Annotated in this window: 24 protein-coding genes; 19 read left to right on the forward strand and 5 right to left on the reverse strand. The window is 60.2% G+C overall.

Translation table 11 applies throughout. The features are described from left to right. Positions 1-31 precede the first annotated feature (31 nt). Together ACP0KA_RS23455 and ACP0KA_RS23460 are read left to right on the forward strand one after the other, a co-directional pair. The gene (locus tag ACP0KA_RS23455; RefSeq protein ID WP_424631108.1) at positions 32-1,141 is read left to right on the forward strand and encodes a COX15/CtaA family protein; all 1,110 of its coding nucleotides are present in this window, start codon (positions 32-34) and stop codon (positions 1,139-1,141) included. Positions 1,142-1,323: 182 nt separating this feature from the next. Next, positions 1,324-2,145, forward strand: a complete 822-nt coding sequence (locus ACP0KA_RS23460; protein WP_424631109.1) for an FTR1 family iron permease — start codon at positions 1,324-1,326, stop codon at positions 2,143-2,145. An 87-nt stretch (positions 2,146-2,232) separates the two neighbouring features. On the opposite strand, the gene ACP0KA_RS23465 is transcribed toward ACP0KA_RS23460, so the two are convergent. The 3 genes from ACP0KA_RS23465 to ACP0KA_RS23475 form a co-directional block, all read right to left on the reverse strand. Next, complete coding sequence (locus ACP0KA_RS23465; RefSeq protein ID WP_424631110.1) at positions 2,233-3,513, reverse strand: O-acetylhomoserine aminocarboxypropyltransferase; 1,281 nt, start codon at positions 3,511-3,513, stop codon at positions 2,233-2,235. 163 nt (positions 3,514-3,676) lie between these two features. Then, the gene (locus tag ACP0KA_RS23470; RefSeq protein ID WP_424631111.1) at positions 3,677-4,261 is read right to left on the reverse strand and encodes a CoA-binding protein; all 585 of its coding nucleotides are present in this window, start codon (positions 4,259-4,261) and stop codon (positions 3,677-3,679) included. 19 nt (positions 4,262-4,280) lie between these two features. Beyond that, positions 4,281-5,108 (reverse strand): enoyl-CoA hydratase, encoded by an 828-nt coding sequence (locus ACP0KA_RS23475; protein ID WP_424631112.1) that lies wholly within the window; start codon positions 5,106-5,108, stop codon positions 4,281-4,283. Between the two features lie 149 nt (positions 5,109-5,257). On the opposite strand from ACP0KA_RS23475, the gene ACP0KA_RS23480 reads away from it, so the two are divergent. The 5 genes from ACP0KA_RS23480 to ACP0KA_RS23500 all read left to right on the forward strand — a co-directional run bounded on the left by ACP0KA_RS23480 (position 5,258) and on the right by ACP0KA_RS23500 (position 9,435). Next, positions 5,258-5,689: a PaaI family thioesterase gene (locus ACP0KA_RS23480; protein WP_424631113.1), complete on the forward strand. Its 432-nt coding sequence runs from the start codon at positions 5,258-5,260 to the stop codon at positions 5,687-5,689. 151 nt (positions 5,690-5,840) lie between these two features. Further along, positions 5,841-6,305 carry a 50S ribosomal protein L13 gene (gene rplM, locus ACP0KA_RS23485; RefSeq protein WP_424631114.1) on the forward strand — a complete coding sequence of 155 codons (465 nt, stop codon included), beginning with the start codon at positions 5,841-5,843 and terminating at the stop codon, positions 6,303-6,305. Next, the gene (rpsI, locus tag ACP0KA_RS23490) at positions 6,305-6,781 is read left to right on the forward strand and encodes a 30S ribosomal protein S9 (protein WP_424631115.1); all 477 of its coding nucleotides are present in this window, start codon (positions 6,305-6,307) and stop codon (positions 6,779-6,781) included. Before rplM ends, rpsI begins: the two co-directional genes overlap by 1 nt. Positions 6,782-7,039: 258 nt before the next feature. Then, positions 7,040-8,287, forward strand: coding sequence for a GGDEF domain-containing protein (locus ACP0KA_RS23495; RefSeq protein WP_424631116.1), 1,248 nt, complete (start codon positions 7,040-7,042; stop codon positions 8,285-8,287). A gap of 128 nt (positions 8,288-8,415) precedes the next feature. After that, entirely contained in the window at positions 8,416-9,435 is a 1,020-nt protein-coding gene (locus tag ACP0KA_RS23500; protein ID WP_424631117.1) for an EamA family transporter, read from the forward strand. A gap of 52 nt (positions 9,436-9,487) precedes the next feature. On the opposite strand, the gene ACP0KA_RS23505 is transcribed toward ACP0KA_RS23500, so the two are convergent. Beyond that, entirely contained in the window at positions 9,488-10,882 is a 1,395-nt protein-coding gene (locus tag ACP0KA_RS23505; RefSeq protein ID WP_424631118.1) for a PLP-dependent aminotransferase family protein, read from the reverse strand. A 239-nt stretch (positions 10,883-11,121) separates the two neighbouring features. On the opposite strand from ACP0KA_RS23505, the gene ACP0KA_RS23510 reads away from it, so the two are divergent. From ACP0KA_RS23510 to ACP0KA_RS23560, 11 genes are all read left to right on the forward strand, one after another. Beyond that, positions 11,122-11,445: an NIPSNAP family protein gene (locus ACP0KA_RS23510; RefSeq protein ID WP_424631119.1), complete on the forward strand. Its 324-nt coding sequence runs from the start codon at positions 11,122-11,124 to the stop codon at positions 11,443-11,445. A gap of 67 nt (positions 11,446-11,512) precedes the next feature. Beyond that, positions 11,513-12,409 carry an FAD binding domain-containing protein gene (locus tag ACP0KA_RS23515; RefSeq protein WP_424631120.1) on the forward strand — a complete coding sequence of 299 codons (897 nt, stop codon included), beginning with the start codon at positions 11,513-11,515 and terminating at the stop codon, positions 12,407-12,409. Then, the gene (locus ACP0KA_RS23520) at positions 12,406-12,999 is read left to right on the forward strand and encodes a (2Fe-2S)-binding protein (RefSeq protein ID WP_424631121.1); all 594 of its coding nucleotides are present in this window, start codon (positions 12,406-12,408) and stop codon (positions 12,997-12,999) included. Before ACP0KA_RS23515 ends, ACP0KA_RS23520 begins: the two co-directional genes overlap by 4 nt. Beyond that, a complete protein-coding gene (locus ACP0KA_RS23525; protein WP_424631122.1) occupies positions 12,996-15,389 on the forward strand; it encodes a xanthine dehydrogenase family protein molybdopterin-binding subunit in 2,394 nt (797 codons plus the stop codon). The genes ACP0KA_RS23520 and ACP0KA_RS23525 overlap by 4 nt, the downstream gene beginning before the upstream one ends. A 9-nt stretch (positions 15,390-15,398) precedes the next feature. Further along, positions 15,399-16,376: an amidohydrolase family protein gene (locus ACP0KA_RS23530; RefSeq protein WP_424631123.1), complete on the forward strand. Its 978-nt coding sequence runs from the start codon at positions 15,399-15,401 to the stop codon at positions 16,374-16,376. Between the two features lie 9 nt (positions 16,377-16,385). Beyond that, positions 16,386-16,853, forward strand: a complete 468-nt coding sequence (locus tag ACP0KA_RS23535) for an SRPBCC family protein (RefSeq protein WP_424631124.1) — start codon at positions 16,386-16,388, stop codon at positions 16,851-16,853. Positions 16,854-16,856: 3 nt separating this feature from the next. Beyond that, on the forward strand, positions 16,857-17,678 hold the full coding sequence (gene pcaD / locus ACP0KA_RS23540) for a 3-oxoadipate enol-lactonase (RefSeq protein WP_424631125.1): 822 nt from the start codon (positions 16,857-16,859) through the stop codon (positions 17,676-17,678). 20 nt (positions 17,679-17,698) lie between these two features. Further along, positions 17,699-18,670, forward strand: a complete 972-nt coding sequence (locus ACP0KA_RS23545) for an ABC transporter substrate-binding protein (RefSeq protein ID WP_424631126.1) — start codon at positions 17,699-17,701, stop codon at positions 18,668-18,670. Continuing rightward, the gene (locus tag ACP0KA_RS23550) at positions 18,667-19,479 is read left to right on the forward strand and encodes an ABC transporter permease (protein ID WP_424631127.1); all 813 of its coding nucleotides are present in this window, start codon (positions 18,667-18,669) and stop codon (positions 19,477-19,479) included. Before ACP0KA_RS23545 ends, ACP0KA_RS23550 begins: the two co-directional genes overlap by 4 nt. Then, a complete protein-coding gene (locus ACP0KA_RS23555) occupies positions 19,476-20,237 on the forward strand; it encodes an ABC transporter ATP-binding protein (RefSeq protein ID WP_424631128.1) in 762 nt (253 codons plus the stop codon). The genes ACP0KA_RS23550 and ACP0KA_RS23555 overlap by 4 nt, the downstream gene beginning before the upstream one ends. Before the next feature lie 40 nt (positions 20,238-20,277). Further along, positions 20,278-21,081 carry an alpha/beta fold hydrolase gene (locus ACP0KA_RS23560; protein WP_424631129.1) on the forward strand — a complete coding sequence of 268 codons (804 nt, stop codon included), beginning with the start codon at positions 20,278-20,280 and terminating at the stop codon, positions 21,079-21,081. Between the two features lie 36 nt (positions 21,082-21,117). Here the strand turns inward: ACP0KA_RS23560 and ACP0KA_RS23565 are convergent, their stop codons facing one another. Then, positions 21,118-22,164: a molybdopterin-dependent oxidoreductase gene (locus tag ACP0KA_RS23565; protein WP_424631130.1), complete on the reverse strand. Its 1,047-nt coding sequence runs from the start codon at positions 22,162-22,164 to the stop codon at positions 21,118-21,120. A gap of 122 nt (positions 22,165-22,286) precedes the next feature. On the opposite strand from ACP0KA_RS23565, the gene ACP0KA_RS23570 reads away from it, so the two are divergent. Beyond that, the gene (locus tag ACP0KA_RS23570; protein WP_424631131.1) at positions 22,287-23,615 is read left to right on the forward strand and encodes an MFS transporter; all 1,329 of its coding nucleotides are present in this window, start codon (positions 22,287-22,289) and stop codon (positions 23,613-23,615) included. Positions 23,616-23,686: the final 71 nt, after the last annotated feature.

Genomic DNA, 23,686 nt, shown 5'->3' on the forward strand with positions numbered 1-23,686 from the left:
CGCGCGAATTCATTCAAGGCTGTGTTTTTAAATGCTCTCTGCTGTATCCGATCGACCAGAAAAGCCCGTGGCAAGCCTGCGCGGCGTGCGCATCTGGCTGGTTTGCGTGGCCGCGCTTATCGTCTGCACGCTGCTGGTCGGCGGTGCGACGCGGCTGACGGAATCAGGCTTGTCGATTGTCGAGTGGAAACCTGTCACGGGGACCATTCCCCCACTGACGGCCGCGCAGTGGAACCAGGAATTCGAAGCCTACAAGACCATTCCGCAGTATCGCGAGATGAATGCGGGCATGTCGCTGTCCGACTTCAAGACGATCTTCTTCTGGGAGTGGGGACATCGGCTGCTGGGACGCCTGATCGGCGCGGCTTTCCTGTTTCCGTTCCTCTGGTTTCTCTGGAAAGGCGCCTTTAACAACTCCGAGGGACTGAAGCGCAGGCTCTGGATCATCTTCGCTATGGGCGGGCTTCAAGGGGCCGTTGGATGGTGGATGGTGAAGTCTGGCCTGACTGATCGCGTCTCGGTCTCGCAGTACCGGCTCGCGGCGCACTTCATGCTGGCGCTGTTGATCTTCTCCGCCATCGTCTGGACGCTGCGGCGGCTCGGGAAACCTGAGCCGATTGTCGCGGCGGCGCGGGTGAAATTCACCAGCCGGCTGTTGCTGGTGCTGGTTTTCCTGCAGCTCTACTTCGGAGCGCTGGTGGCGGGCTTGCGCGCCGGCAAGGTGTTCAACACATGGCCGCTGATCGACGGCGGCTTTATCCCCTCAGCCGAACGGTTGTTCTTCGAACAGCCGTGGTGGCGCAACTTCTTCGACAGCACGCTGACGGTTCAGTTCACCCACCGCATGATCGCCTACACGCTGCTCGTGGTGGCTGTTTTGCATGCCATCGATGCCGTCCGGTCGCGCGCAAGCTCGGCCGTCGTAAGCGGAGCCATATGGTTGGCCGCCGCGATGCTCGTCCAGGCATCGCTCGGCATCATCACACTGCTTAACCAAGTGCCGATCGACCTCGGTCTGTCGCATCAGGCGATGGCGATCGTGGTTCTGACCATGGCCCTGTTTCATGCGGAGCGGCTCGGCGCACGACTGCCTGCAACCACGTCCGCCAAACTCAGTCTCGTGGTCAGCAATCCGAGCTAGGCCGGAGAGCGATTAAGTTGAGCTATTCTAAAGTATCAATGCCTGAAAGAAATGCCCGATTTCCGGGCGTTTCTATCATCACCTGAGCCCTTCACAACTTAGTGCGTGGCATCCCCGCTTTCACTGCAGGAAGGCGAGGAATAGAACAACGTCATCAAACTGTGATGTCATCGAGTCCCGTTATGTCGAACGCATTTGTCCAGGCCGCCGTCATTCTGCTGCGCGAAGGGCTGGAAGCCATGCTCGTGATTGCCGCGCTGGCAGGCTATCTGCGCAAGGTCGGCGGCGGACATCGCATCGCTGCGCTTTACGGAGGTGCGCTTGCGGCGATTGGCTTCAGCCTTATAGCCGCATGGCTGTTTGCGATCTGGAATTCCGGCGAGCACAGCGATGTGCTGGAAGGATTCATCATTCTCATCGCGGCAGGCCTGATGCTCTACGTTAGCGGCTGGCTCATGGTGAAGCAGGATCCTCGCGGCTGGCAGGATTACCTGGCCGCGAAGGCCAGTAACGCACTGGCGCAGGATACGTCGTGGGCAGTAGCGATGCTTGCGTTTTTCGCGGTCTTCCGCGAAGGGGCGGAGACAGTGCTGTTCATCAATGCGCTCGCCACCACGTCCGGCGGCTGGAGTGTTGGACTTTTCGCGGGGCTCGGCGCGGCGACGCTCGGCCTTGTCGTGCTGTTCTATTTCATCAACCTGATCGCAAAGCGCATTCCGCTGCGGCCGCTGTTCGTCGTCACCTCTGCATTTCTGTTCGCGATGGGCATCAAGTTCATCGGCGAGGCGGTTCAGGAATTCCAGGAGCAAAGCATCTTGCCGTTCACCGAACTCAAGAGCTTCGGATGGCTTGGATCACTCGGTCTCAATCCCACCGTCGAGGCGTTGTCGGCGCAATTGCTGGTGGTCTTGTTTGCGCTCGCGACCTATTCGATTTTCCAGCGCAATGCGCGCCTGAGCCGTGCGGACAAGGCGTCCACGTCACTGCGGACCTCAAAACCTTAAGTTTTCATAAAAGTCCATTTGCTCTGTAAACTAAAAACGCGGCGCCAATCCCCGGCGCCGCGTTTGCTTTTGATCGATTGACAGTCGTCAGGCCTTCAGCGCCTGATCGAGGTCGGCGATCAGATCTTCCTTATCTTCCAGACCGATCGACAGACGCACCACATCAACGCCTGCGCCGGCCTGAGCCTTTTGCGCGTCGCTGAGCTGGCTGTGGGTGGTCGATGCCGGATGAATGATCAGCGACCGGGTGTCGCCGACGTTGGCCAGGTGCGAGAACAGCGTGACGTTCGAGACGAGATTGATGCCCGCGTCGTAGCCACCCTTGAGACCGAAGGTAAACACCGCTCCTGCACCCTTCGGCGCGTATTTGCGGGCGAGGTTGTGATAGCGGTCGCCGGGCAGGCCCGCATAATTGACCCACGCCACTGCGGGGTGGGTCGACAGGAATTCCGCGACAGCTTTGGCGTTATCGCAATGTCGCTGCACGCGCAGCGAGAGAGTTTCGATGCCGGTCAGGATCAGGAACGAATTGAAGGGCGAGATTGCCGAACCAATGTCGCGCAGCGCAAGCACGCGGGCTGCGATGGCGAAGGCAAAGTTGCCGAAGGTCTCCTGCAACTTGATGCCGTGATATTCCGGGCGCGGTTCGCTCAGGGCCGGGTAGCGGCCATCGCGGGACCAGTCGAAGGTGCCGGCGTCAACGAGGATGCCGCCCAGCGAGTTGCCGTGGCCGCCGAGAAACTTGGTGAGCGAGTGCACGACAATATCGGCGCCATGTTCGATCGGGCGGATGAGATAAGGGGAAGCGAGCGTGTTGTCGACGATCAGCGGGACGCCAGCGTTGCGGGCAATCGTCGCGATGGCCTCGATGTCGGTCACCGTGCCGCCCGGGTTGGCGATCGACTCGATGAAGATCGCCTTGGTCTTGGGCGTCACCGCGCGCTGGAAGCTCTCCACGTCGTCGGTATCGGCCCACACGACGTTCCAGCCGAAATTCTTGAAGGCGTGGTTGAACTGATTGATCGAGCCGCCGTAGAGCCGCCGTGCCGCGATGAATTCATCGCCTGGTTGTAGCAGCGTGTGGAACACCAGCATCTGGGCGGCGTGCCCGGACGCACATGCCACGGCAGCGGTACCGCCTTCCAAAGCCGCCACACGCTCCTCGAGCACAGCCGTCGTGGGGTTGGTGATGCGGGTGTAGATGTTGCCGAAGGATTGCAGGCCGAACAGGGAGGCTGCGTGATCCGCGTCGTTAAAGACGTAAGAAGCGGTTTGGTAGATCGGCGTTGTCCGCGCGCCGGTGGTGGGATCCGGCTGCGCACCGGCATGAATGGAGAGCGTGGAAAATCCCGGCAAGCGGTCAGTCATGTGAAATCCTTCATTGCGTGCCGTGAACCGGCACTCCACTAGATTGGAATCCTGCGGGCGGACGCAAAATCAGTCAAGCGGCCCGCTGCGATCGGCGTTAACACGAAAAGGAGATTGGTTCGTTTCGCCGCAGCGAAGACAAATATGCTCCAAAATCACGACGTCATGAAACGTCGTTCTTGTCCTTGGCGACACGATCCGCCGCAGTGGTTGCACCACCACTGACGCTCGCACGATTGAGTGACAAGCGCATGCTGCTGGTGGGAGTCGGCGCGCGTTTGGAGCTCAGGGTGCGCGAATTCACACCCATCCACTGGATCTCTGACGTCAGGCGGCCATATTCGATTTTCGGGCAGCGGTTCATCACGACTTTGATGCCGGCGGCTTCCGCCTTGGCCGCTGCGGCGTCGTTACGCACGCCAAGCTGCATCCAGATCACTTTCGGCAACGTCGGAAGCTCCAGGATTTCGTCGACAACCTTGCCCGCGTGATCGGAGTTGCGGAAGATGTCGACCATGTCGACCGGGCGCCCGATCTCTTTCAGGGAGCCGACGAAGGGTTTGCCAACGAGGCTTTTGCCGACCTGTCCCGGGTTGATCGGAATCATGTCGTAGCCGCGCTCGGCCAGATATTTGAATGCGAAATAGCTCGGACGAACGTTGACCGGGGAGGCGCCGACCATGGCGATGGTTTTGACCCCGGTGAGAATGCCGCGGATGTAAGCGTCTTCGTATGCGTCGTGATTCATCTTGAATTTTCCGCCGGCGTTACCGGTCTTCCCACTTGGGCGCGCGCTTCTCGATGAAGGCGCCGATGCCTTCCTGCGCGTCGCGCGCCAACATGTTCTCGGTCATCACCTGTGCCGTATAACGATAAGCATCCGCAAGGCTCATTTCGGCTTGCCGGTAAAACGCTTCTTTGCCGACCTTGAGCGTGTAGGCCGATTTCAGTGCGATTTTCTTCGCAAGTCCGATCGCGGCCTGCCGCTCCTCGCCGGCGGCGACGACCTCGTTGACGAGTCCAAGTTCCTGAGCGCGCTGTGCCGAGACCGGCTCGCCGGTCAGCAGCATATGCATTGCGTGTTTGCGTGGAATGTTACGCGTCAGTGCGACCATCGGCGTGGAACAGAACAGTCCGATGTCGATGCCCGGCGTGGCAAATGTTGCTTTGTTGGAGGCGACCGCAAGGTCGCATGTCGCAACAAGCTGGCAGCCCGCGGCCGTCGCGAGCCCCTGCACGGCGGCAACGACGGGCTTGGGGAGGTTCACGATGGTTTGCATCATGGTGCTGCAGGCCGTCATGATCTGCGCAAAGTAGGCGCGTCCATTGTCCGCATCGGCGCGGCGCGCGGTCAATTCCTTGAGATCATGGCCGGAAGAAAACGCGGGGCCATTCGCGGCAATGACAACGGCACGGACCGCGTTGTCCTCGCGGATCGCGTCGAGTTGCGCCTGCAGCGAAGCGAGCATCGCTTCCGACAGCGCGTTCCGGGATTTCGGTAAGTCCAGCGTCAGCACGGCAATGCCGTTGATCGTCTCGCGCAACAGAGGCGATGGTAAGTGAGCCGATGGGGCCGTTGCAGCCTGGATCGTCATGACGATGTCCGTTGTCGTGCCTGGAAGGCATCACGTGTGCGCCGTTTGTAGGCGAGGGCGAGGCCTATGTGAAATCTGTTTCCACTTTTGCTGATCGTTCCGTGTGTTACAAGGCCGTCATATAAGCGATGAGGCAGGGCAGACCACCCATGAATAAAGCTAAAATGACCGTGGCGGAGCTCCAGGCGTTTCTCCACAAGGAGTTTCCACAGGCTTTTGCCAGCGGTGAGATCCTGATCGAGAGCGCGGACGGTGCCACCAGCCTGCTGCGCCAGCCCTACAACGCGCGGATGCTGCGGCCGGGTGGAACGGTTTCAGGGCCGACGCTGATGGCGCTGGCTGATTTCGCCATGTACGTCGTGCTGTTGTCGGCCATCGGTCCCGTCGGGCTCGCGGTGACCACCAGCCTCAACATCAATTTCCTCCGAAAGGGGCAGCCGGGGCAGGACATCGTTGCGGCCGCCAAGCTCATGAAGCTCGGCAAACGCCTCGCGGTCGGTGAAGTTCTGCTGCTATCCGGCACTTCGCCGGACCCGATCGCGCATGTGACGGCGACCTATTCCATTCCGAATGCTCAATGATTTCGCAGGTATCAAAATACCATATTTGTAAGTATCTGATTTTAAATATCTATTTCTCATGATGGGACGTTGACGTGTGCGGCGCGGTTATTTAGAAACCGCGTCAGCTTTGGCGATTTGCGCCGAACACCAAATTTCACGGATCCCTCAAATGAAGACGTTTTCGGCCAAGCCAGCCGAGGTCAATAAGAAGTGGGTGCTGATCGACGCCAAGGGTCTGGTCGTCGGCCGTCTCGCTACTTTGGTTGCCATGCGTTTGCGCGGCAAGCACCTCCCGACTTACACGCCTCACGTTGATTGCGGTGACAATGTCATCATCATCAACGCTGCTCAGGTCGTCCTCACCGGACGCAAGCGTGACAACAAGGTTTATTACAAGCACACCGGCTTCATCGGTGGCATCAAGGAGCGCACTGCAAAGTCGATCCTCGAAGGCCGCTTCCCGGAGCGCGTTGTTGAGAAGGCTGTCGAGCGCATGATCCCGCGCGGACCGCTGGGCCGTGTCCAGATGGGCAATCTGCGTGTCTACGGAGGTGCCGAGCACCCGCATGAAGCACAGCAGCCCGAAGTTGTGGATGTTGCATCGATGAACCGTAAGAACACGAGGGTTGCGTAATGTCCGATACCATGCAGTCCCTCGACCAATTGTCGGCGCTCAAGACCGCGACCGCCGAAGGTCCAAAGTACGTCAAGAAGGTCGACAAGCTCGGCCGCGCCTATGCCACCGGCAAGCGCAAGGACGCGGTTGCCCGCGTCTGGATCAAGCCCGGCTCCGGCAAGATCGTCGTCAATTCCCGCGAAGTCGAAGTTTACTTCGCTCGTCCGGTGTTGCGCATGATGATCCAGCAGCCGATCGTCGCCGCTGCCCGTCAGGACCAGTACGACGTTTACTGCACCGTTGCAGGCGGCGGTCTCTCCGGTCAGGCCGGTGCTGTGCGTCACGGCATTTCCAAGGCTCTCACCAATTTCGAGCCGGAGTTGCGCGGCGTCCTCAAGAAGGGCGGCTTCCTGACCCGTGACTCGCGTGTCGTCGAACGTAAGAAGTACGGCAAGGCCAAGGCCCGCCGCTCCTTCCAGTTCTCGAAGCGTTAATCGCTGCGATCAAATTGTCCGCAACTGCGGATTGGTTTCAAAGGGCGCCCCTCCGGGCGCCCTTTTTGTTGGTGCTCCGAAACCGAAATTTGCCCGATCCCGACCGCCGCGCGAGTTCCAGAAGTTGCAGAATTGCGGATAATTTTTCGCGAAAATTGTGTGACGAGTGCAAACGGAGTCGGAAGAAACCCTCGTTAGCCTTTGATTTGGCTGAGGGGGCTATTCCGGCTCCGTCTTTTTTCAAAGCGCTCTATTAAGATGCCCGCTGGATCTCATCTGTCGCTGGACATTTCCACGCTTTATCTCATTGCCACGCTAGCCGCCGCTCTTCTCGGGATGATGCTGCTGTTCTTCTGGCGGCAGGAAAAGATCCCGGCGCTCGGATGGTGGGGAGCCGCCTATCTTATTGGGGCTGCGTCCATTGCCTTGTGGATCGCTGGCGGTGATCACCTGGGCAAATGGTTGTCGGTGGCCGTCAGCGCCGTGGGCTTCTTCGCCTGCGGTCTGGTCTGGGACGCCGCGCGGGTCTTTCACGGTCGCCACCCGAATTGGATTATCGTTCTCGCCGGTCCGGCGCTTTGGGCCGCAGCGATGCTTGCGCTTGATCCGCTCGATCCGGAAAAGCGCATGATGCTGAGCGCCGGCATCGTCGCGGGCTATGCCGCGCTGACGGCGAGCGAGTTGTGGCGCGAGCGTCGCAAGAGCTTGCGCGCCCGCTGGCCTGCGATCATCGTTCCGCTCTTGCACGGCGCCGTTCTGGTCATGCCCATCGTGCTCGGCGATCTGATGCGAGCGACCGGTGGCACCATCGGGGCGGGTTGGGTTGCGATGTTTGCCGCAGAGCTCGTGCTCTATGCCGTGGGCACGGTGTTCATCATCTTCCTGCTGGTATCTGAGCGAACGGTCAGTGCCCACAAGACCGCAGCGTCGATCGATCCGCTCACGGGCCTGCTCAACCGCCGCGGCTTCGGCGAGGCAACGTCACGCATGATCGAGCGCGAGGCCAAGGCGGGACGTTCGGTGACCGTGATGATCTTTGACATCGATCACTTCAAATCGGTCAATGACCGTTTCGGTCACGCGGCCGGCGACGACATCTTGAAGGTCTTTGCGCATTCCATCACCACGTCCTTGCGCATCACTGATCTCGTCGGTCGGGTCGGCGGCGAAGAGTTTGCCGCGCTTCTGCCATGTGCCATGGACGAAGCGTTGCTCGCGGCCGAGCGCGTGCGCGAAGCTTTCGAGGCATCCGGCGTCTGCGTCGATGACGAGCCGTTGGCAACGACGGTAAGCATCGGTGTCGCCGGTGGCCCAGCGAACACCGAGCTCGAGGTGTTGATGGCCTCAGCCGACACCGCGCTCTATCAAGCCAAGCGCGGCGGACGTAACCGCGTCGAAGCGGCCGCCGAGCAACGTCCGCTGTCGCTCGGCGAGACGCGCCGCAAGATGGCTGGTGCATCGCACCATGACGTTCATCCAACTCCTGCGATGGAAATACGCATTTAAGCCTGCGGATCATCTGAGAAGAGGGCTGCAACAAACGTCGATGCGGCCCGCAAAAGTGCGGCTGGTACTTTCTCCGGAATGGCCTAAAGCTGCCGCTCCCTCACGATGAGAGGGCGGGGACTTCGTTAATGCTCGGTGCAATTTATGCGGCGTTAGCCGCGCTCACGTTCGCCATGAACAACACGGCGATGCGCCGGGGTGTGCTGACCGGCTCGGTCACGCAGGCCATGGCGCTCACGGTGCCGCTGGGCGGATTGGGCTTCCTGATCATGGCCGCGGTCTCGGGCCAGCTCAGTTCTTTGTCCTCGTTCCCTCTTATCGCGGTGTCCTGGCTCGTCGCTCAGGGCTGCCTGCATTTTCTGGTCGGACGGTACTTCAACTATCAAGCCAACAAACTGGTCGGGGTGAACATCTCGGCGCCGGTGGTGCAGCTTCAGGTCCTGGTGACGATGCTGCTCGCCGTAGTGCTGATGAAGGAGCCGTTTACTGTGCTCCAGTTGTCCGGCACGATTTTGATGCTCGCTGGATCGTTCGCGACGCAATTGCACTCGACATTTGGCAAGCGCATTGGTCGATCTGAAAAGGCTGTGGCCGTAGAGGCCGCGCCTCCATCGGACAAGCCTGCATTCAAGCCGCAATACCTGCCGGGATTTCTCACCGCATTGGGAGCGGCCACATGCTACGGCATTTCCCCGATCATGATACGCATGGCCTTCGAGAGCATGCCGGTCAAAAGCCCGCTGGCGGGAGGGGTGATTGCTTACACCGCTGCCACCATCGTGCTGTGTTTTTTGATCCTGCCTTCCGCCTCGATTCGTAAGGATGTTCTTTCACTGAACCGCAACAACGCCATGTGGTTCATCGGATCGGCTATTCTCGTGGCGATGTCGCAAGGCTTCGTCTACGCGTCGCTCGCCATTGCGCCGCTGATGGTGGTGACGCCGATCCTGCAGTTGTCGCTGGTTTTCCGCCTGTTCCTGTCGCAAATCATCAATCGCGAGCATGAGGTGCTGAATACGGCGGTTGTCGTCGGCGCATTGGTGACAATCGTCGGATCGGTCATCGTGTCGCTGGACACCAATTACGTGCTCTCGCTGCTCGATTTGACGGGCGGTGTTGCTGACGTTCTGCGCTTCCGGCTGGATTGATCGTCATCAGACGGCGCAATGCGTGCCGGCGAGGTGATTGCGTTTAAGCGCCTCAGACGAACGAAAGCTCTTCCGCCGATTCCAGAATGCGCCGCAGCTGGGTGAGGGCGCGCCTCAGATCGTTGTCTGTTTTCGGATGGCCGAGACAGATACGCACGCCCAAGGTACCGCGATCGACCTGCTGCAGGGCGCCGGGCGGTGCCAGCGTGATACCTGCCTGCGCGGCTTGTGCAACAAGGGCGATCAAGGTGCGTCCGGCGGGGATCGGCAGCCAGCGATGGAAGCCGGGCGTATCCGAGATAATTGGAAGCCAATTGCCCAACACTTCGTCGGCAATCGCATTGCGGCGCACGGCTTCCGCACGCTTGAGCTGAACCTGCCGCAACAGATCGCCGCTGTGAATGAGGCGGACCACCACTTCAGCCATGATGGGAGAGGCCATCCAGCCGGTAGCGCGAACCGCATTGATACAGCGGTCGCGGAATTGCTCCGGTGCAATCATTGCAGCAATGCGCAGGCCCGGTGCCAGGCACTTGGCGAAGCTGGTGACGTAAAAACTCCGCTCGGGCACCATCGATGAAATCGGCTTCGGCGGCGTGGTGAACAGGAACGCGTAGGCGTCATCCTCCAGCAGGAAGCCGTCATGCTTGCGGATGATGTTCGCAATTTCCTGCCGGCGTTCGTTGGGCATCACCGTGCCGGTCGGTGTTTGCAGGGTCGGCGTGACAAACAACGCGCGGGCGCCGGTTTCTGAAAAGGCGCGGTCCAGCGCGTCCGGCAAAAGGCCATGCCTGTCGCCGGCGACACCGTGCAGTTGATAGCCGTTCATGGCGGAGAGCGCGATCATCCCCGAATAGCTGAAGCGTTCGGTCAGTACGGTATCTTTCGGGGCCGCGACCATGTTCAGCGCAATAGAGAGCGCATGCTGGCCGCCGTGCGTAATGAACAGATGATCGACGTCGGTGACGATGCCGAGCTGGGCGAGCCATTCGGCCATTACGCTGCGATGAGAGGGAAGTCCTTGATGCGGCAGATAGCCGAGCAGCGGCTTCAAAGCATTATCCGCAACGACTTCCTCCAGAACGGACGCAATCAACTCGTCTTCGCCTGTGGACGGAGGCACGTTCAGCGCGAGGTTGACCGTCGTGTTGACCGGACCGCCATTGGCATTCTGCGCGTGATGGCGCCGCCGCTGCACGAATGTGCCGCGGCCGACTTCGCCAGAAATGAGCCCGCGCGCTTCAGCCTCCGCATAGGCGCGCGAAATCGTGCCGACACTCAGTCCGAGTTGGGCCGCCATGTCCCGTTGCGGCAGCAGACGCGCGCCCGGCTTCAAGGCACCGGATTCGATGTCGCTCTCCAGCGAGTGGACGAATGCGAGGTAACGCGGCCCCGCCGTGTTGGCGAGTACAGGAATCCACTCAGGTGATGCGGTGTCTTGAGACACGGGAATATCCTCAAATCGGGTTGGTCACCGAATAGTACAATTATGACATTGCTGCAATCGCTTGGATCGGCGAAGCGATAAATTGTGGAGAAAACCCAGAAACCATTCGGTTTTGTCGCCGTTTTCGAAATTGCTGCGGTGCAATCTGAGATTTTTGCCTAATTGAACTATAATAAGTTTGACAATGCTTCGATGTTTGATTTTATCGCGCTCCAAAGCTGAGCATGAAGGAGCCTGCATTGATCTACGAAATTCGTGTGTATGAAGCCGCTGAAGGCAAAGCCGAAGCAATGAGGGCTCGCTTCAAGACCGAGGTGGTTCCAAGGCTCCCGAAACACGGAATTGAATTGCTCGGCGTGTTCGAGGCGCCTGCTGAAGACGGTCGGCTGACTTATATGACCCGTTTCAAGTCCGAGGACGATCGGACGAAGGCATGGGCAGGTTTCGGTGCTGATCCCGAATGGCGTGCCATCAAGGCGGCCAGTGAAACAAATGGACCTCTGCTGAAGAACCAGACCGTGTCGGTTCTGTCGCCGAAGGTCGCCGGGTTGCTCCTCGGATAATTCGTTGTCGTCTCGGGGCGGCGGGGGCCGCGCTGAGGCATGTGTCACACGTGAAAGGCAGAGCATTATGAAGCCAGCCCCTTTCGAATATGTCAGGCCGGAATCCATCGCGGAGGCTTGCACATTGCTCGCAGCCGATGAGGATGCGCGCATCATCGCGGGCGGGCAGACCCTGATCCCGATGCTGGCGATGCGGCTCGCGCGTCCGGCAAAACTGGTCGATATCTATCGCCTGGCTGACTTGAACGGAATTCGAACCGAAGACGGATTTGTCGTCATCGGTGCGACGACGCGGCAAGTGCAGGTGGAGAACAGTGCAACGACGCGCAAGGCGCTGCCGCTGCTGGCGAAGGCGTTGCCGTGGGTCGGGCATCCTCCGACCCGCAACCGCGGCACGGTTGGCGGCTCGGTGTCCAATGCCGATCCGTCCGCGGAGATTCCACTTGTTGCGGTGACGCTCGGCGCCGACATCGAGATCACCAATCCCGATGGTGTGACCACGATGCCGGCCGATGACTTCTTCATTGGCCCGATGCTCACGTCAGTCATGCCGGGCGATTGCGTCAGTGCCGTGCGTTTCCCGGTCTGGTCTCACGCGAAGGTGGGGACCGGCTTTCACGAAGTCAGCGCGCGCAAATCGGATTTCGCCTTTGTCGCGGCTGCTGCGCAGGTCGCGCTCGATGACGACGGACGCTGCCTCGATGTCGCGCTCGGCATCGGTGGCGTTGGCGATCGTGCCATTCGTCTCGATGTCTCGGCGCTGATTGGCGGCAATCTCGACAAGGCCTCGATCACCGATGCTGTCCACGAGGCAACGAAAGTGTTGGAGCCAACAACGGATCTGCACGCGTCGGCGGAGTACCGCATGCGTGTTGCCAATGTTCTCGGAAGCCGTGCGCTTGAGGATGCGATTGCCGACGCCAAGTCGCCGGAAGCTCGGAGCGCTGCCGGAGTCGTGCAATGAAAGTGAATCTCAAAGTCAATGGCCGTTCGCGGACGGTCGATGTCGAGCCGCGCAAGACCTTGCTCGATACGCTGCGGGAAGATCTCTCGCTGGTCGGAAGCCACACCGGTTGTGAGCACGGCGTGTGCGGTGCCTGCACCATTCTGCTCGATGGCGCTCCGGTGCGCTCCTGCCTGATGTTCGCGGCTCAATCTGACGGCTATGAAATCACGACCATCGAAGGGTTGGCTCCTGCAGCTGGAGAGCTCGGCATCATCCAGGATGCGTTCTGCGAGACCCATGGTCTGCAATGCGGCTACTGCACGCCGGGCATGATCCTGACGGCTCACGCTCTGCTCGAGAAGACCGACAACCCGTCGCGTGAGGATATCGTCGAGGCGATCTCCGGCAACATCTGTCGCTGCACCGGATACGGCCAGATTGTGGAGGCCATCGAGTTTGCCGCCGACCGCCTGCGCAAAGCCAATTCGCCGCGCCACATCAAGCACGCCAACGAGCCGGTGAAGGATCCGAACGCGAAAACCGACGCGCCGCAGGAAGGCATCCTTGAAGCCGCTGAATCGGACACGCCCCATGGAGGACGCCCATGAGCGGCGAACCGACCACGCTGAAATTCGTCTCGTCCAACCGGCGCGTTCGTGAAGACCGTCGCTTCGTCGCCGGTCATGGCCGCTATGTCGCGGACATTACGCTGGACGACATGCTGCATGTGGCCCTGGTGCCGTCGCAGCATCCGGCTGCGAAGATCAAATCGATCGACACCAGTGCGGCGTTGAAGATGCCGGGCGTGGTTTACGCGCTGACCGGCGAAGAGCTGGTCAAGGCTGTCGACCCTCTGATGAACGGCCTCGATACGCCGAAGGTGCGGCGTTTCCCTCTGGCTGTGAACCAGGTGCGCTATGCCGGTGAGTGGGTCGTGGCCGTGGTCGCGGAAACCCGCGCACAGGCCGAAGACGCGACGGAAAAGGTGAAGATCGAGTACGAGCCGCTCCCGTATGTCATCGATGCGGAAGAGGCGATTACCGACGCAAGTGCCAAGGTTCACCCCGAACACGGCACCAACGTGCTGCTGGATAAGCTGTTCGTCTGGGGCGAAGTCGACAAGCATTTCGCCGAGAGCCCGCGTCATCTCTCGTTCCGGGTGGTCTGGGGCCGCAATTCGACGGTGCCGATTGAAACCTTCGGCGTGGTCGCGAAGTGGGATCCGTGGCGCGAAATGCTCGACGTCTGGGCCTCGATCCAGATGCCGAAGTATCCGGATCAGATCTCCCGGGCACTACGCATCCCGACCAACAATGTCCGCGTGCATCAGGACGTCGACGTCGGCGGCAGCTACGGCGTCAAGCGCGGCATCAAGCACACCGTTCTGGCGTCGCATCTGGCGCGCATTCTCGGTCGTCCCGTGCGGCTGATCGAGGACCGGCTCGAAAACATGCGGGCAGGGGACGCCCATGGTCCCGAGCGCATCTTCGATGTCGAAGTTGCGTTCAACGACGATGGCATCGTCAAGTCGATGAAGATGCGGGCGCTGGACAACGTCGGCGGTTATGCCGGCCGCTCACCGTTCCAGCTCGGCAAGCCGATCGGCGCGATCGTCGGTCCCTACAAGATCGAAAGCGTGCAGTACCGCGCGATGGCCACCATGTCGAACAAAGCGGCCCAGGAGGCGGTGCGCGGGTTCGGCCAGGCGCCGACCAACTACGCGATCGAAACCGCCATCGACAAGGTGGCTGCTGCGGTTGGTCTTGACCGCCTTGAAGTCCGCCGCCGGAATTTCATCCGCAAGGAAGAATTCCCTTATCTGATCCCGAGCGGAACGCATTACGACAGCGGCGACTATCACACCGTCGTCGACAAGGTGCTCGCGACCGCGGACTACAAGGCGATGGTCAAAGAGCGTGATGAGTTGCGCGCATCGGGCATGATGGCGGGTATCGGTATCGCTGCCTGCCTCGAACCGAGTGGCGGAAATTCGTCATTCGAGCCGTTGCTCAACGAGAAGAACACAACGTCGACGTGGATGGAATCCATCCGTATCAATGTCGACGGCGTTGGCTTCGTCACCGTGACCATTCACACGACGTCGGCTGGTCAAGGCCATGAAACGCTTGCGGCGACCGTCGTCGGTGAAGTGCTCGAAATCGATCCCGACAAAATTCGGGTCGTGCGTCCGGATTCGCTAGCGAGCTTGCCGGGGAATACGCCGGTCGGCAGCCGCATGGCGATCATGATGGGCGGCGCGTGCTATCACGCAGCCCTCAAGCTCAAAGCCAAGCTGATGAAGATCGGTGCGCATCAGTTCGGCGTTACCGAGAACGACGTCGAGTATGCGGCCGGCGGCGTCACTGACCCGAAGTCGAAGAAGTCGCTGTCCTGGGCCGATCTAGTGAACATCGGACACCGCCATTTCCATGCGTTGCCCGAAGGCATGGAGCCGGGTCTCGAAACCACGCACGTGATGCAGGTGCCGACCGGCACCAAGCTGCCGGAGAACGGCCGCGTTCAGATGTATCCGTGCCACTCGTTCGAGTTTCACCTCGTTCTGCTGGCATTCGATCCGCAGATCGCGAAGCCCGAGATCCGGCGCTATCTCATCGGTCATGACTGCGGCACGGTGATCAACCCGCACATCGTCAAGGGGATGACCCTTGGCGGTATCGCTCACGGGATCGGTGCTGCGCTGCTGGAAGAGTTCGCTTATGACAGCGAGGGGCAGCTCCTGACCCAGAGCTTCATGGACTACCTGCTGCCGTCGTCGCACGAAGTTCCGCATGTGGATATCGTGCACCACTGTACGCCATCGCCCTTCACGGTGTTCGGCCAGAAGGGCTCGGGCGAGAGCGGTTATCTCGGTTCGCCTGCGGCGATCTCCGGCGCGATCAACGACGCGGTGTCGCCGCTCAACATCTCGTTCTCGAAGCTTCCAATCCGTATCGCGGCGATCAGTGATGCCATCGCTGCGGCACAATCGACCAAGTAAGGACCAAGAATGATCATCGATTGCCACGCCCACCTTGTGCCTCCAAGCCTGCTTGACGCGATCCGCGCGGAGAAGGCGAAGTTTCCGTCGATCCGCCTGATCGAGGAGGGTGGCAGCATCGGCTTCTCGTTCGCCGGCAACAAACCGACGCGCCCGGTGTCGAAGCCGCTCAGCGACATCGCTGGCCGTCTGCAGTGGATGGACACCAACAAGATCGAGAAGCAGGTCGTCGGCGGTTGGCTCGATATGTTCGGCAACGAGATCCCTGCGGAAGAGGGCACGCAGTGGGCGCGGTTGATCAACACCCATCTTGCTCAGATCGCGAAGGAACAACCTCGCTTCATCCCGCTCGCGACCGTGCCGCTGCAGGACGGCGCTCGCGCTGCCGAAGTGCTCCGTGAAGCCCATGGTCAGGGTTTCAAGGGCGTGATGATCGGAACGCAGCCGAAGGGCAAGGGCGGCGTGCTCGACGATCCGACGCTGACCCCGTTCTGGGAAGCTGCCAATGAGCTCGGTTCGATTATCTTCATTCATCCGGTGTTCGAGAGCGGCGATGATCGCGTGCATGACTACGGCATGGCGAACGCCGTCGGCCGCATCACCGACACGCTGATCGCGATGTCGCGTCTGATCTATGCGGGCCACGTCACCCGTTATTCCAACATGAAGGTTGTTGCAGGCATTGGCGGCGCGGCGCTGCCTTACGTGATCGGCCGTCTGCGCCGCAACTATTCACTCGACAAGGAGAAGCTGGGCAATCCGGATGCCGCGCTGGCTGCGATGTACTACGACACCATCGTTCAGGATACGCGCGCGCTGCGCTATCTCGCCGATGTCGTCGGCGCGAACCGGATCATGATGGGCTCCGATATGCCGTTCCCGATCGGTGACCTGGCTCCGCTGAACATCGTCAAGGAAACCTCGTTCTCCGACAGCGAGCGCGCGTCCATCAATGGCGGTCTCGCCAAGCAACTGTTCGGTCTCTGAGGAGGCAATATGAAACTCGATATTGGCGGCAGCGAAACAGTTCCGGCATCCGTGCAGCAACTCTGGGTGGCGCTCAACGATCCCGTTGTGCTGACCCGATGCATTCCGGGCTGCAAGACCATGACGGAGACAGCTCCGGATTCGTACAAGGTCGAGATGCAGCTTCGCGTCGCGGCGGTCGGCGGCTCGTTCGAAGGTGAGATCGCCCTCTCGGACAAGGAAGAGCCGAAGTCGTGCAGCATCAAGGTGTCAGGAGCGGGGACGCTCGGACACGGCAATGGCACGGCCCGCTTCGACATCGAGCCGGACGGGGACGGTTCGTCCAAGCTCATCTACAAGGGCAATGGTGAGATTGGCGGTCTGGTCGCGGGTGTCGGCCAGCGCATCCTGTCCAGCGTGTCCAAGCATCTGATCGGCCGCTTCTTCGTTGCGCTTCGCAAGGAGTTCGAGGCGCCGGTGCATGGAGCCGCGGAGTAACGGATGTCAGCGGCGTCATCACGCATCGAACGAATTGAAGTCGAGCCGGGTGTGCGGCTGGCGGTGGAGGTTGCTCCGCCGTCCAGCAAACCTGTCGTGTTGCTGAGCAATTCGATTGGCGCCAGCATGACCATGTGGGACGAGTTCGTCGAACGCATGTCCGGCCAGCTTCGGATCATCCGTTACGACACCCGTGGCCATGGCCAGTCGGATGTTCCGGCAGGGCCTTACTCGATTGACCGGCTCGGTCAGGACGCAGAGGCGATCCTTTCTGCGCTGGATATTCAGAGCGCCGTGTTTTGCGGCCTGTCGCTCGGCGGACTGACAGGGATGTGGCTTGGTGCCGCACGTTCCAAGCGCGTAGCCGGGTTGATCCTCGCCAACACCGCAGCCAACTTTCCTCCCGCAACGATGTGGCAGGAGCGGGCAGCCGCGGTGCGGGCGAACGGCATGCAATCACTTGTCGGAGCGACGCTCGAGCGCTGGTTTACCAAGTCATATCAGACGAAGCATCCCGATCGTCTCGCCGCGTTAGGGCGAATGATCGGAGCAACGCCCGCGGAAGGTTACGCTGGATGTTGTGAGGTGTTGGCCATGGCGGATCTGAAACCACGTCTCGCGAACGTTGCTTGTCCAGTTCGCGTGATTTGCGGGCAGCACGATCCTTCAACCCCTCCGGCACGCGGGGAAGAAATCGTGGCTTCGATCGCAGGTAGCGACATGGTGGTTCTTGATGCGGCTCATATCTCAGCGGTTGAAGCGCCGGACGCGTTCGCTGAAGCGGTGAGCCAGTTCCTTTCCCGCACGTTAAGCGCGGCAACATAATCATCGGGAGGAGACGTACTGTGAAGAAAATTGCACTTGCATTCGGATTGCTTTCTGCGGTCGTAACTGCATCGCCGCTTGCCGCTCAGGATCTGCCAAAGATCTCGATCGTAGTATTTGGGGCGCCCTCGCTCGGTGCCTTCCTGCCGCCTGTCATCAGAGCGCAGAAGCTCGACGAGAAAAACGGCATCTCCATCGATTTCCAGGAGCGAACGCCTGACGCTTACACCGCCCAGTTCAACTCCGGCGAGTTTCAAGTCGGCGGCAGCGCCGCGCTACTGACTGTCGGCCTTGCTGATGTTCGCGGCGTCAAGGTCACGTACCTCTTCAACTTGTTCGACTTCTGGGGGGCCGTGGTCACATCGCGTCCCGAGATTAAATCCATCAAGGACATTGAGGGCAAAGACCTCGCTGCTGCCAAGGGAACGACGAACTATGTTATGTTCGACTGGTTTGCCCGGCAGCTTGGCGCGGATACCAGCAAGTTCTCGGTCGTCAACACCGCCACGCCAGGTCTCGTCGGCTATGCATTGGCTGACCGCGCAACAGCCGTCCAGCTCTGGGAGCCGGCTTACACCACATTGCACTCGAAGAAGCCCAGCATCCGGTTGCTTGATCTGAAAATCGCCGAGAACTGGAAGAAGTTTACGGGCAGCACCAACATTCCATATCTCGGCGTTGCCGCTCACGTTGCCTGGGCTGAAAAGAACAAGAACCTCATTCCAAAGCTCTACGCCACTTACAAGCAAGCGGCTGAGTGGGTTGCAAAGAACCCCGACGACGCAGCCAAGCTGATTTCTGCCAAGGGGACCGACGATGACCGCAAGGCGATTGCCGAGCTGATCCGGGCTAACGGCCGTCTTGGAATGAATGTCCGCACCGCGGCGGAAGTGAGCAAGGAAATCAAGTCCGTCTACGAAGCCGGAAAGTCGATCGCCTTCCTGCCTTCGGATCCAGCAGCGTCAACGATTTACGAAGGGCCGATGAAATGACGGCATCCGCGACACAAAACGCATTGGGGCTGGCGAGCTTCGGCTCGTCGGCATTGCGAAAGATAGGAACATATATCCTGCCTTTCGCAGTTCTTGCCGGGTTGTGGCAATTCGCTTCGCTGTTCTTCCCGCCGTTCCTGTTTCCATCACTGGTGGACGTCTTCTGGCGCTTCATCGGCATCGTGACGGATTGGTCCCAATTCGTCGACGTTGTCGCCACCGTCATGCGAATTCTCGCAGGGCTTGCCGGTGCGTTCACGATCGGCGCGGTGCTGGCGGTGATCATGGCGAAGTCGCGTGCGGCACACGACTTTCTGTCGCCGATCTTGACGCTGTTTCAGGGCATCCCGGCGCTGTCCTGGGTGGTGTTTGCGATCATCTGGTTTCATGGCATCGAGCCTCGCATCTTCTTCATCATGGTGATGACGACGCTTCCTGCTTTTGCGTTTCAGGTGCTGGGCGCGCTGCAGGCCATGTCGCGCGATCTGACGGAAATGGTGATGAGTTTCCGTCCGACCCGTTACAAGTTGCTCAAGTCCATGATCTTCCCGGCTGTCCTTCCGGACATCCTGACCGCCTGGAAGGTCAACCTCGGTAACGCATCGCGCGTGGTGGTGGTGGCCGAACTCGTCGGCGCCACCGGCGGCGTGGGTTACGAGCTGCTCCAGCAGCAGCAGGTGTTCGATATGGCCGGCGCGCTCGCCTGGGCACTGCAACTGGTGCTCTTCGTTCTGATCGTTCAGGCCATCCTGTCGTTCATCGAGAAGATCGCCTTCCGCTATCGTGCTGTTTCGGAGCGAACACTATGACCAACGAAACGAAAACTGCGATCAGCCTTGAGAAGGTCTCCAAGATTTTTGGTAAGGCCAAGTCCGAGGCTTCGTACGTCGCGGTCGACAAGCTGAACCTTCAGGTGGCGCAGGGGCAGATGCTTGCGCTGCTCGGCAAGACCGGCTGCGGAAAATCGACGATCTTCAACATGATCGCAGGATTGACCGAGCCGACCGAAGGAAAAGTGAGCGTCGACGGCCGTGACCCGTTCCGCGAGTTTGATGCATTTCGGGGCAAGATGGCGATCGTATTCCAAAACGATCGGCTGTTGCCATGGCGTACAGCCATCGAGAACGTCGAGCTTGGGCTGGAAATGCTGAATACGCCGGCAGAGGAGCGCAAGGCGACCGCGCAACGCTGGCTCGAGACGCTGGGTCTGCGTGGCCACGAGCATGACTATCCACACGCATTGTCGGGTGGCATGAGGCAGCGCGTGTCGATTGCGCGCGCTTTCGCCACCAACGCCAATATCCTGCTGTGCGACGAACCGTTTTCAGCACTCGACGAAATGACCGGCAAGAAGCTGCGCGCGGAGTTCGTCAAGCTGGTGAAGGAAAACGGCAAGACGGCTGTCTTCATCACACACTCGATCAACGAAGCTCTGGAGATCGGGGACCGGATTGTCGTGCTGAAGCGGCCGGCGAACATCGCCGTCGATATCCCGCTGACGTCAACGACGACAGCGGAGAACAAGGAAGTGATCCGCGGGCAGATCCAGGGCGTCCTGGCTGCCTGAGATTGAACAAAATCGAAAAATTAATTTGGGGGAGTGAAGCATGACGATCAGGATGACGCGCCGCGGCGCGATCGCGGCGGGCATGGTGGGTGCGACCATGGCGGCAACCGGACTTGAGACGGCGAACGCGCAGCAGACGGCGAAGACATTCGTGCTGGTGCATGGAGCGTGGCACGGAGGATGGTGCTGGCGGCACGTGGCCGACTTGCTCGAAAAGAAGGGACATAAGGTGTTTGCACCGACGCTCACCGGGCTTGGCGAGCGCTCTCATCTCCTGACCAAGGATGTCAATGTCAGCACGCACGTCACCGACATTGTGAACGTCTTGAAGTGGGAAGATCTCAAAGACGTCGTGCTGGTCGGCCACTCCTACGGTGGATTGGTCATCAGCGGCGTCGCCGAACAAGCGGGGGACAGAATCTCATCGATCATCTTCCTCGATGCGTTCCTGCCGGAGAATGGCGACAGTCTGCTCGAGAAATCGTCTCCGGCGTTCAAGTCGGCTATCGAAGCGGCGCTTGGCCGCAATGAAGCCTCCTTCAAGGCCCCTCCTGCCGCAGCATTCGGTGTCACCGATGAAAAGGATCAGGCCTGGGTGAACTCCAAGACGACGCCGCAGCCGATCGGGACTTACGGCGAGAAGGCAACGTACACCGGCGGCCGGGACAAGATCGCCAAGAAGGCCTATATCCGCGCCGAGGGATACAAGAGCCCGACCTTTGACGCAAACGTCGCCAAGGTGAAGAGCAAGCCGGATTGGAAACTTGCCGAGATGAAGACCGGGCACGACGTGATGGTCATTGCGCCGGATCAGCTTGTGACAATGCTGCTGCAGTTTGCGTAACGCTTATCTTCTGCAGCCTCGCCGCGGAAGGTTCATTCAAAACACCGACACAGGGACCTCATACACGCAGTTTCGCGCGTGTGTGAGGGGCTGGGCGTGTCCCGCGTGGTCGACGGCGCGGGACATCAGCACATGCTGGCCCGGCGATGGCGGCGTCCAGGCCAACTCGAACCTTTGCCAGGATCTGTTGACGGCGATCTCCACGTTGGCCGCGGTCCAACTTCGCCCGCCGTCAGTGCTCACGTCTACACTTTGAATGCCGGCATCTGCCCAGGCCCAGCCCCAGATCAAGAGCGTGCCGGGCCGCAGCTTCGCATTCGCGGCCGGTGAAACGATCACCGACTCCGGAGCGATCTCCCAGACAGGCTTTGTTATCCCATTGGGATTGTCGGGCGTCGGCGCAGCGATAACGTCGTTATAGTATGTCGTGGTGAAGGGGCTGTCGGGACGGCGGTCGGACAACTCTAGCCGATAAAGCCATTTAACCGCGTTCGTGCCGTAGAAGCCGGGAATAATCAGGCGCAGCGGAAAGCCGTGCTCGCAATCGAGCGGTTCGCCATTCAGTTCATAGGCGAGGAGCACGTCGCCGCTGGCGAGGCGGTCGAGGGGCATGTCCTTCAGATAGACGTGCGAATGGATATCCTCGAACGCCCCCTGATCGAGACCGTAAGACCAGAGATAGCGCGCTTCCGCACGGATGCCTGCAGTTTGCAGCATCGAAGCGAGATCGACGCCGCCCCATGTCACGTTGGCATAGCGGCGCGTGGCGATATGCGGGGCCTTTGGAAAACCCGCGCACTCGTGCAGCGCCGTGACTTTGCGCTTCGGCATGCGGAGGATGTCGTCGAGGGAGAGTCGCAGCGGCCTGTCGACGAGCCCGGCGATATCAAGCCACCAGTCCTCGGCGCGGGCGCGGGGAATGCCGACGTGGGCCAAGACGAACGTATCCTTCGAGGGCGTGATCCGTTCCGTGTATTGGTGCGGTGCCAAAGGAACATAGCGCACGGTTTTTCGCGGGATCGTTTCGATCACCGGAGGTTGCTCATGACCGACCGATGGTTGTGCTTTCCTGGAGCCGGACATCATCGCCTCGAAATAAAGCACGTCTTGTGCGCAAAAGAAGCATGTTAAACTGACATATTAGTTTGACACCCAAGTTTTCTCCTGTCTAGATTTTCCTCGTCAACACAGAGGAGACTGTCGCGATGAGTGCAATCGACAATGTCGTAAGCGGTCAGGTGACGGACAGGCAGCGGTTGCTGGCGGTGCTGGCATCGTGCTTCGGCTGGTCACTGGATCTGTTCGATCTCTTTATCCTGCTTTACGTGGCTCCTATCATCGGCAAGCTGTTCTTCCCGTCGGATCATGCGACGCTGTCGCTGGCTGCCGTGTACGCCTCATTCACGGTGACGCTGTTGATGCGGCCGGTCGGATCGGCGATCTTCGGAAGTTACGCAGACCGCCACGGCCGAAAGGCGGCTATGTTCGTAGCTGTCTGCGGCGTTGGCATCGTCACCGCCGCGTTCGGTTTGCTGCCGACGCTGGCGACCGCCGGCATCATTGCGCCGATCGCGTTTCTTGTGCTGCGGCTCATCCAGGGCATCTTCGTTGGCGGCGTGGTCGCGACGACGCATACGGTCGGTACGGAGTCGGTTCCGCCGCAGTGGCGCGGTGCGGTGTCCGGGTTGGTCGGCGGAGGCGGTGCAGGCCTCGGCGCCTTGATGGCGTCGGTGGCCTTCTGGATCGCGTCGACGCTCTATCCCGGGCAGGAATTCGAGGCCTGGGGCTGGCGCTTCATGTTCTTTTGCGGAATCATCAGTTCAATCTTGGGGCTCTTCATCCTGAGATATCTCGAGGAATCTCCAGTCTGGCTGGCTGCGAAAGCCCGGCGTGCGGCTGCCGGCCCGGCGGATACGCGATCTCCCGTTTCGCAGGTGCTCGGCGGAGCACACCGCAACGTCTTGCTGGTCAATTTGCTCATAACCGGCGGTGCAGGGGCTGCCTATTATGTGACGTCCGGATATTTGCCGGCGTTCCTGAAGCTCATCAACAAGATCCCGAATACGTCGGCTTCGATGATCCTTGTCGGCTCGGCCATCGTCGCAACGATCAGCGGACCCTTTATCGGCTATCTCAGCGACCGGATCGGCCGGCGTGGCGCATTCCTCGCGGTCGGCCTGCCGGCTCTCGTGCTGCTGCCGTTGATGTACATCTCCATGGCGGCGACGCAGAATATGTCGGCAATTGCGTTCTATGCCTTCGCGATCTCGTTCTTCGGGAACGCGGTCCTTGCCCCCGTGCCGATCTTCCTGAATGAGCGTTTTCCGACGGTGTTGCGCGCGAGCGGGACGGGACTGTCGTGGAATATCGGCTTTGCCTTCGGCGGCATGATGCCCACCTTTGTGTCTCTGGCCGCGGGCGAGCCGGCCAATATCCCGGTGACGCTTGCGGCCTTCTGTTTCGCCGCTTGCTTGCTCTTTGTCATAGGAGCGATCGTGGCGGGAGAGACGAAGGGCACACAGCTTCATGGCTGATCTACAGGCATGTCAAATTGACATGTTAATTCGGTTGACGTAGGACCGATCCACAACGATTTTCTGCGAAT

The sequence above is a fragment of the Bradyrhizobium sp. SYSU BS000235 genome, assembly GCF_049747295.1.
Taxonomy (GTDB): Bacteria; Pseudomonadota; Alphaproteobacteria; order Rhizobiales; family Xanthobacteraceae; genus Afipia.

What these genes read in the sequence shown, in the direction of transcription:
- ACP0KA_RS23555 (WP_424631128.1), top strand. Translation starts at nt 19,476, where the DNA reads ATGACCAACGAAACGAAAACTGCGATCAGCCTTGAGAAGGTCTCCAAG.
- ACP0KA_RS23495 (WP_424631116.1), top strand. Translation starts at nt 7,040, where the DNA reads ATGCCCGCTGGATCTCATCTGTCGCTGGACATTTCCACGCTTTATCTC.
- ACP0KA_RS23500 (WP_424631117.1), top strand. Translation starts at nt 8,416, where the DNA reads ATGCTCGGTGCAATTTATGCGGCGTTAGCCGCGCTCACGTTCGCCATG.
- ACP0KA_RS23570 (WP_424631131.1), top strand. Translation starts at nt 22,287, where the DNA reads ATGAGTGCAATCGACAATGTCGTAAGCGGTCAGGTGACGGACAGGCAG.
- ACP0KA_RS23455 (WP_424631108.1), top strand. Translation starts at nt 32, where the DNA reads ATGCTCTCTGCTGTATCCGATCGACCAGAAAAGCCCGTGGCAAGCCTG.
- ACP0KA_RS23520 (WP_424631121.1), top strand. Translation starts at nt 12,406, where the DNA reads ATGAAAGTGAATCTCAAAGTCAATGGCCGTTCGCGGACGGTCGATGTC.
- ACP0KA_RS23550 (WP_424631127.1), top strand. Translation starts at nt 18,667, where the DNA reads ATGACGGCATCCGCGACACAAAACGCATTGGGGCTGGCGAGCTTCGGC.
- ACP0KA_RS23470 (WP_424631111.1), bottom strand. Translation starts at nt 4,261, where the DNA reads ATGAATCACGACGCATACGAAGACGCTTACATCCGCGGCATTCTCACC.
- ACP0KA_RS23525 (WP_424631122.1), top strand. Translation starts at nt 12,996, where the DNA reads ATGAGCGGCGAACCGACCACGCTGAAATTCGTCTCGTCCAACCGGCGC.
- ACP0KA_RS23515 (WP_424631120.1), top strand. Translation starts at nt 11,513, where the DNA reads ATGAAGCCAGCCCCTTTCGAATATGTCAGGCCGGAATCCATCGCGGAG.
- pcaD (WP_424631125.1), top strand. Translation starts at nt 16,857, where the DNA reads ATGTCAGCGGCGTCATCACGCATCGAACGAATTGAAGTCGAGCCGGGT.
- ACP0KA_RS23565 (WP_424631130.1), bottom strand. Translation starts at nt 22,164, where the DNA reads ATGTCCGGCTCCAGGAAAGCACAACCATCGGTCGGTCATGAGCAACCT.
- ACP0KA_RS23460 (WP_424631109.1), top strand. Translation starts at nt 1,324, where the DNA reads ATGTCGAACGCATTTGTCCAGGCCGCCGTCATTCTGCTGCGCGAAGGG.
- rpsI (WP_424631115.1), top strand. Translation starts at nt 6,305, where the DNA reads ATGTCCGATACCATGCAGTCCCTCGACCAATTGTCGGCGCTCAAGACC.
- ACP0KA_RS23475 (WP_424631112.1), bottom strand. Translation starts at nt 5,108, where the DNA reads ATGACGATCCAGGCTGCAACGGCCCCATCGGCTCACTTACCATCGCCT.
- ACP0KA_RS23465 (WP_424631110.1), bottom strand. Translation starts at nt 3,513, where the DNA reads ATGACTGACCGCTTGCCGGGATTTTCCACGCTCTCCATTCATGCCGGT.
- ACP0KA_RS23535 (WP_424631124.1), top strand. Translation starts at nt 16,386, where the DNA reads ATGAAACTCGATATTGGCGGCAGCGAAACAGTTCCGGCATCCGTGCAG.
- ACP0KA_RS23480 (WP_424631113.1), top strand. Translation starts at nt 5,258, where the DNA reads ATGAATAAAGCTAAAATGACCGTGGCGGAGCTCCAGGCGTTTCTCCAC.
- rplM (WP_424631114.1), top strand. Translation starts at nt 5,841, where the DNA reads ATGAAGACGTTTTCGGCCAAGCCAGCCGAGGTCAATAAGAAGTGGGTG.
- ACP0KA_RS23530 (WP_424631123.1), top strand. Translation starts at nt 15,399, where the DNA reads ATGATCATCGATTGCCACGCCCACCTTGTGCCTCCAAGCCTGCTTGAC.
- ACP0KA_RS23560 (WP_424631129.1), top strand. Translation starts at nt 20,278, where the DNA reads ATGACGATCAGGATGACGCGCCGCGGCGCGATCGCGGCGGGCATGGTG.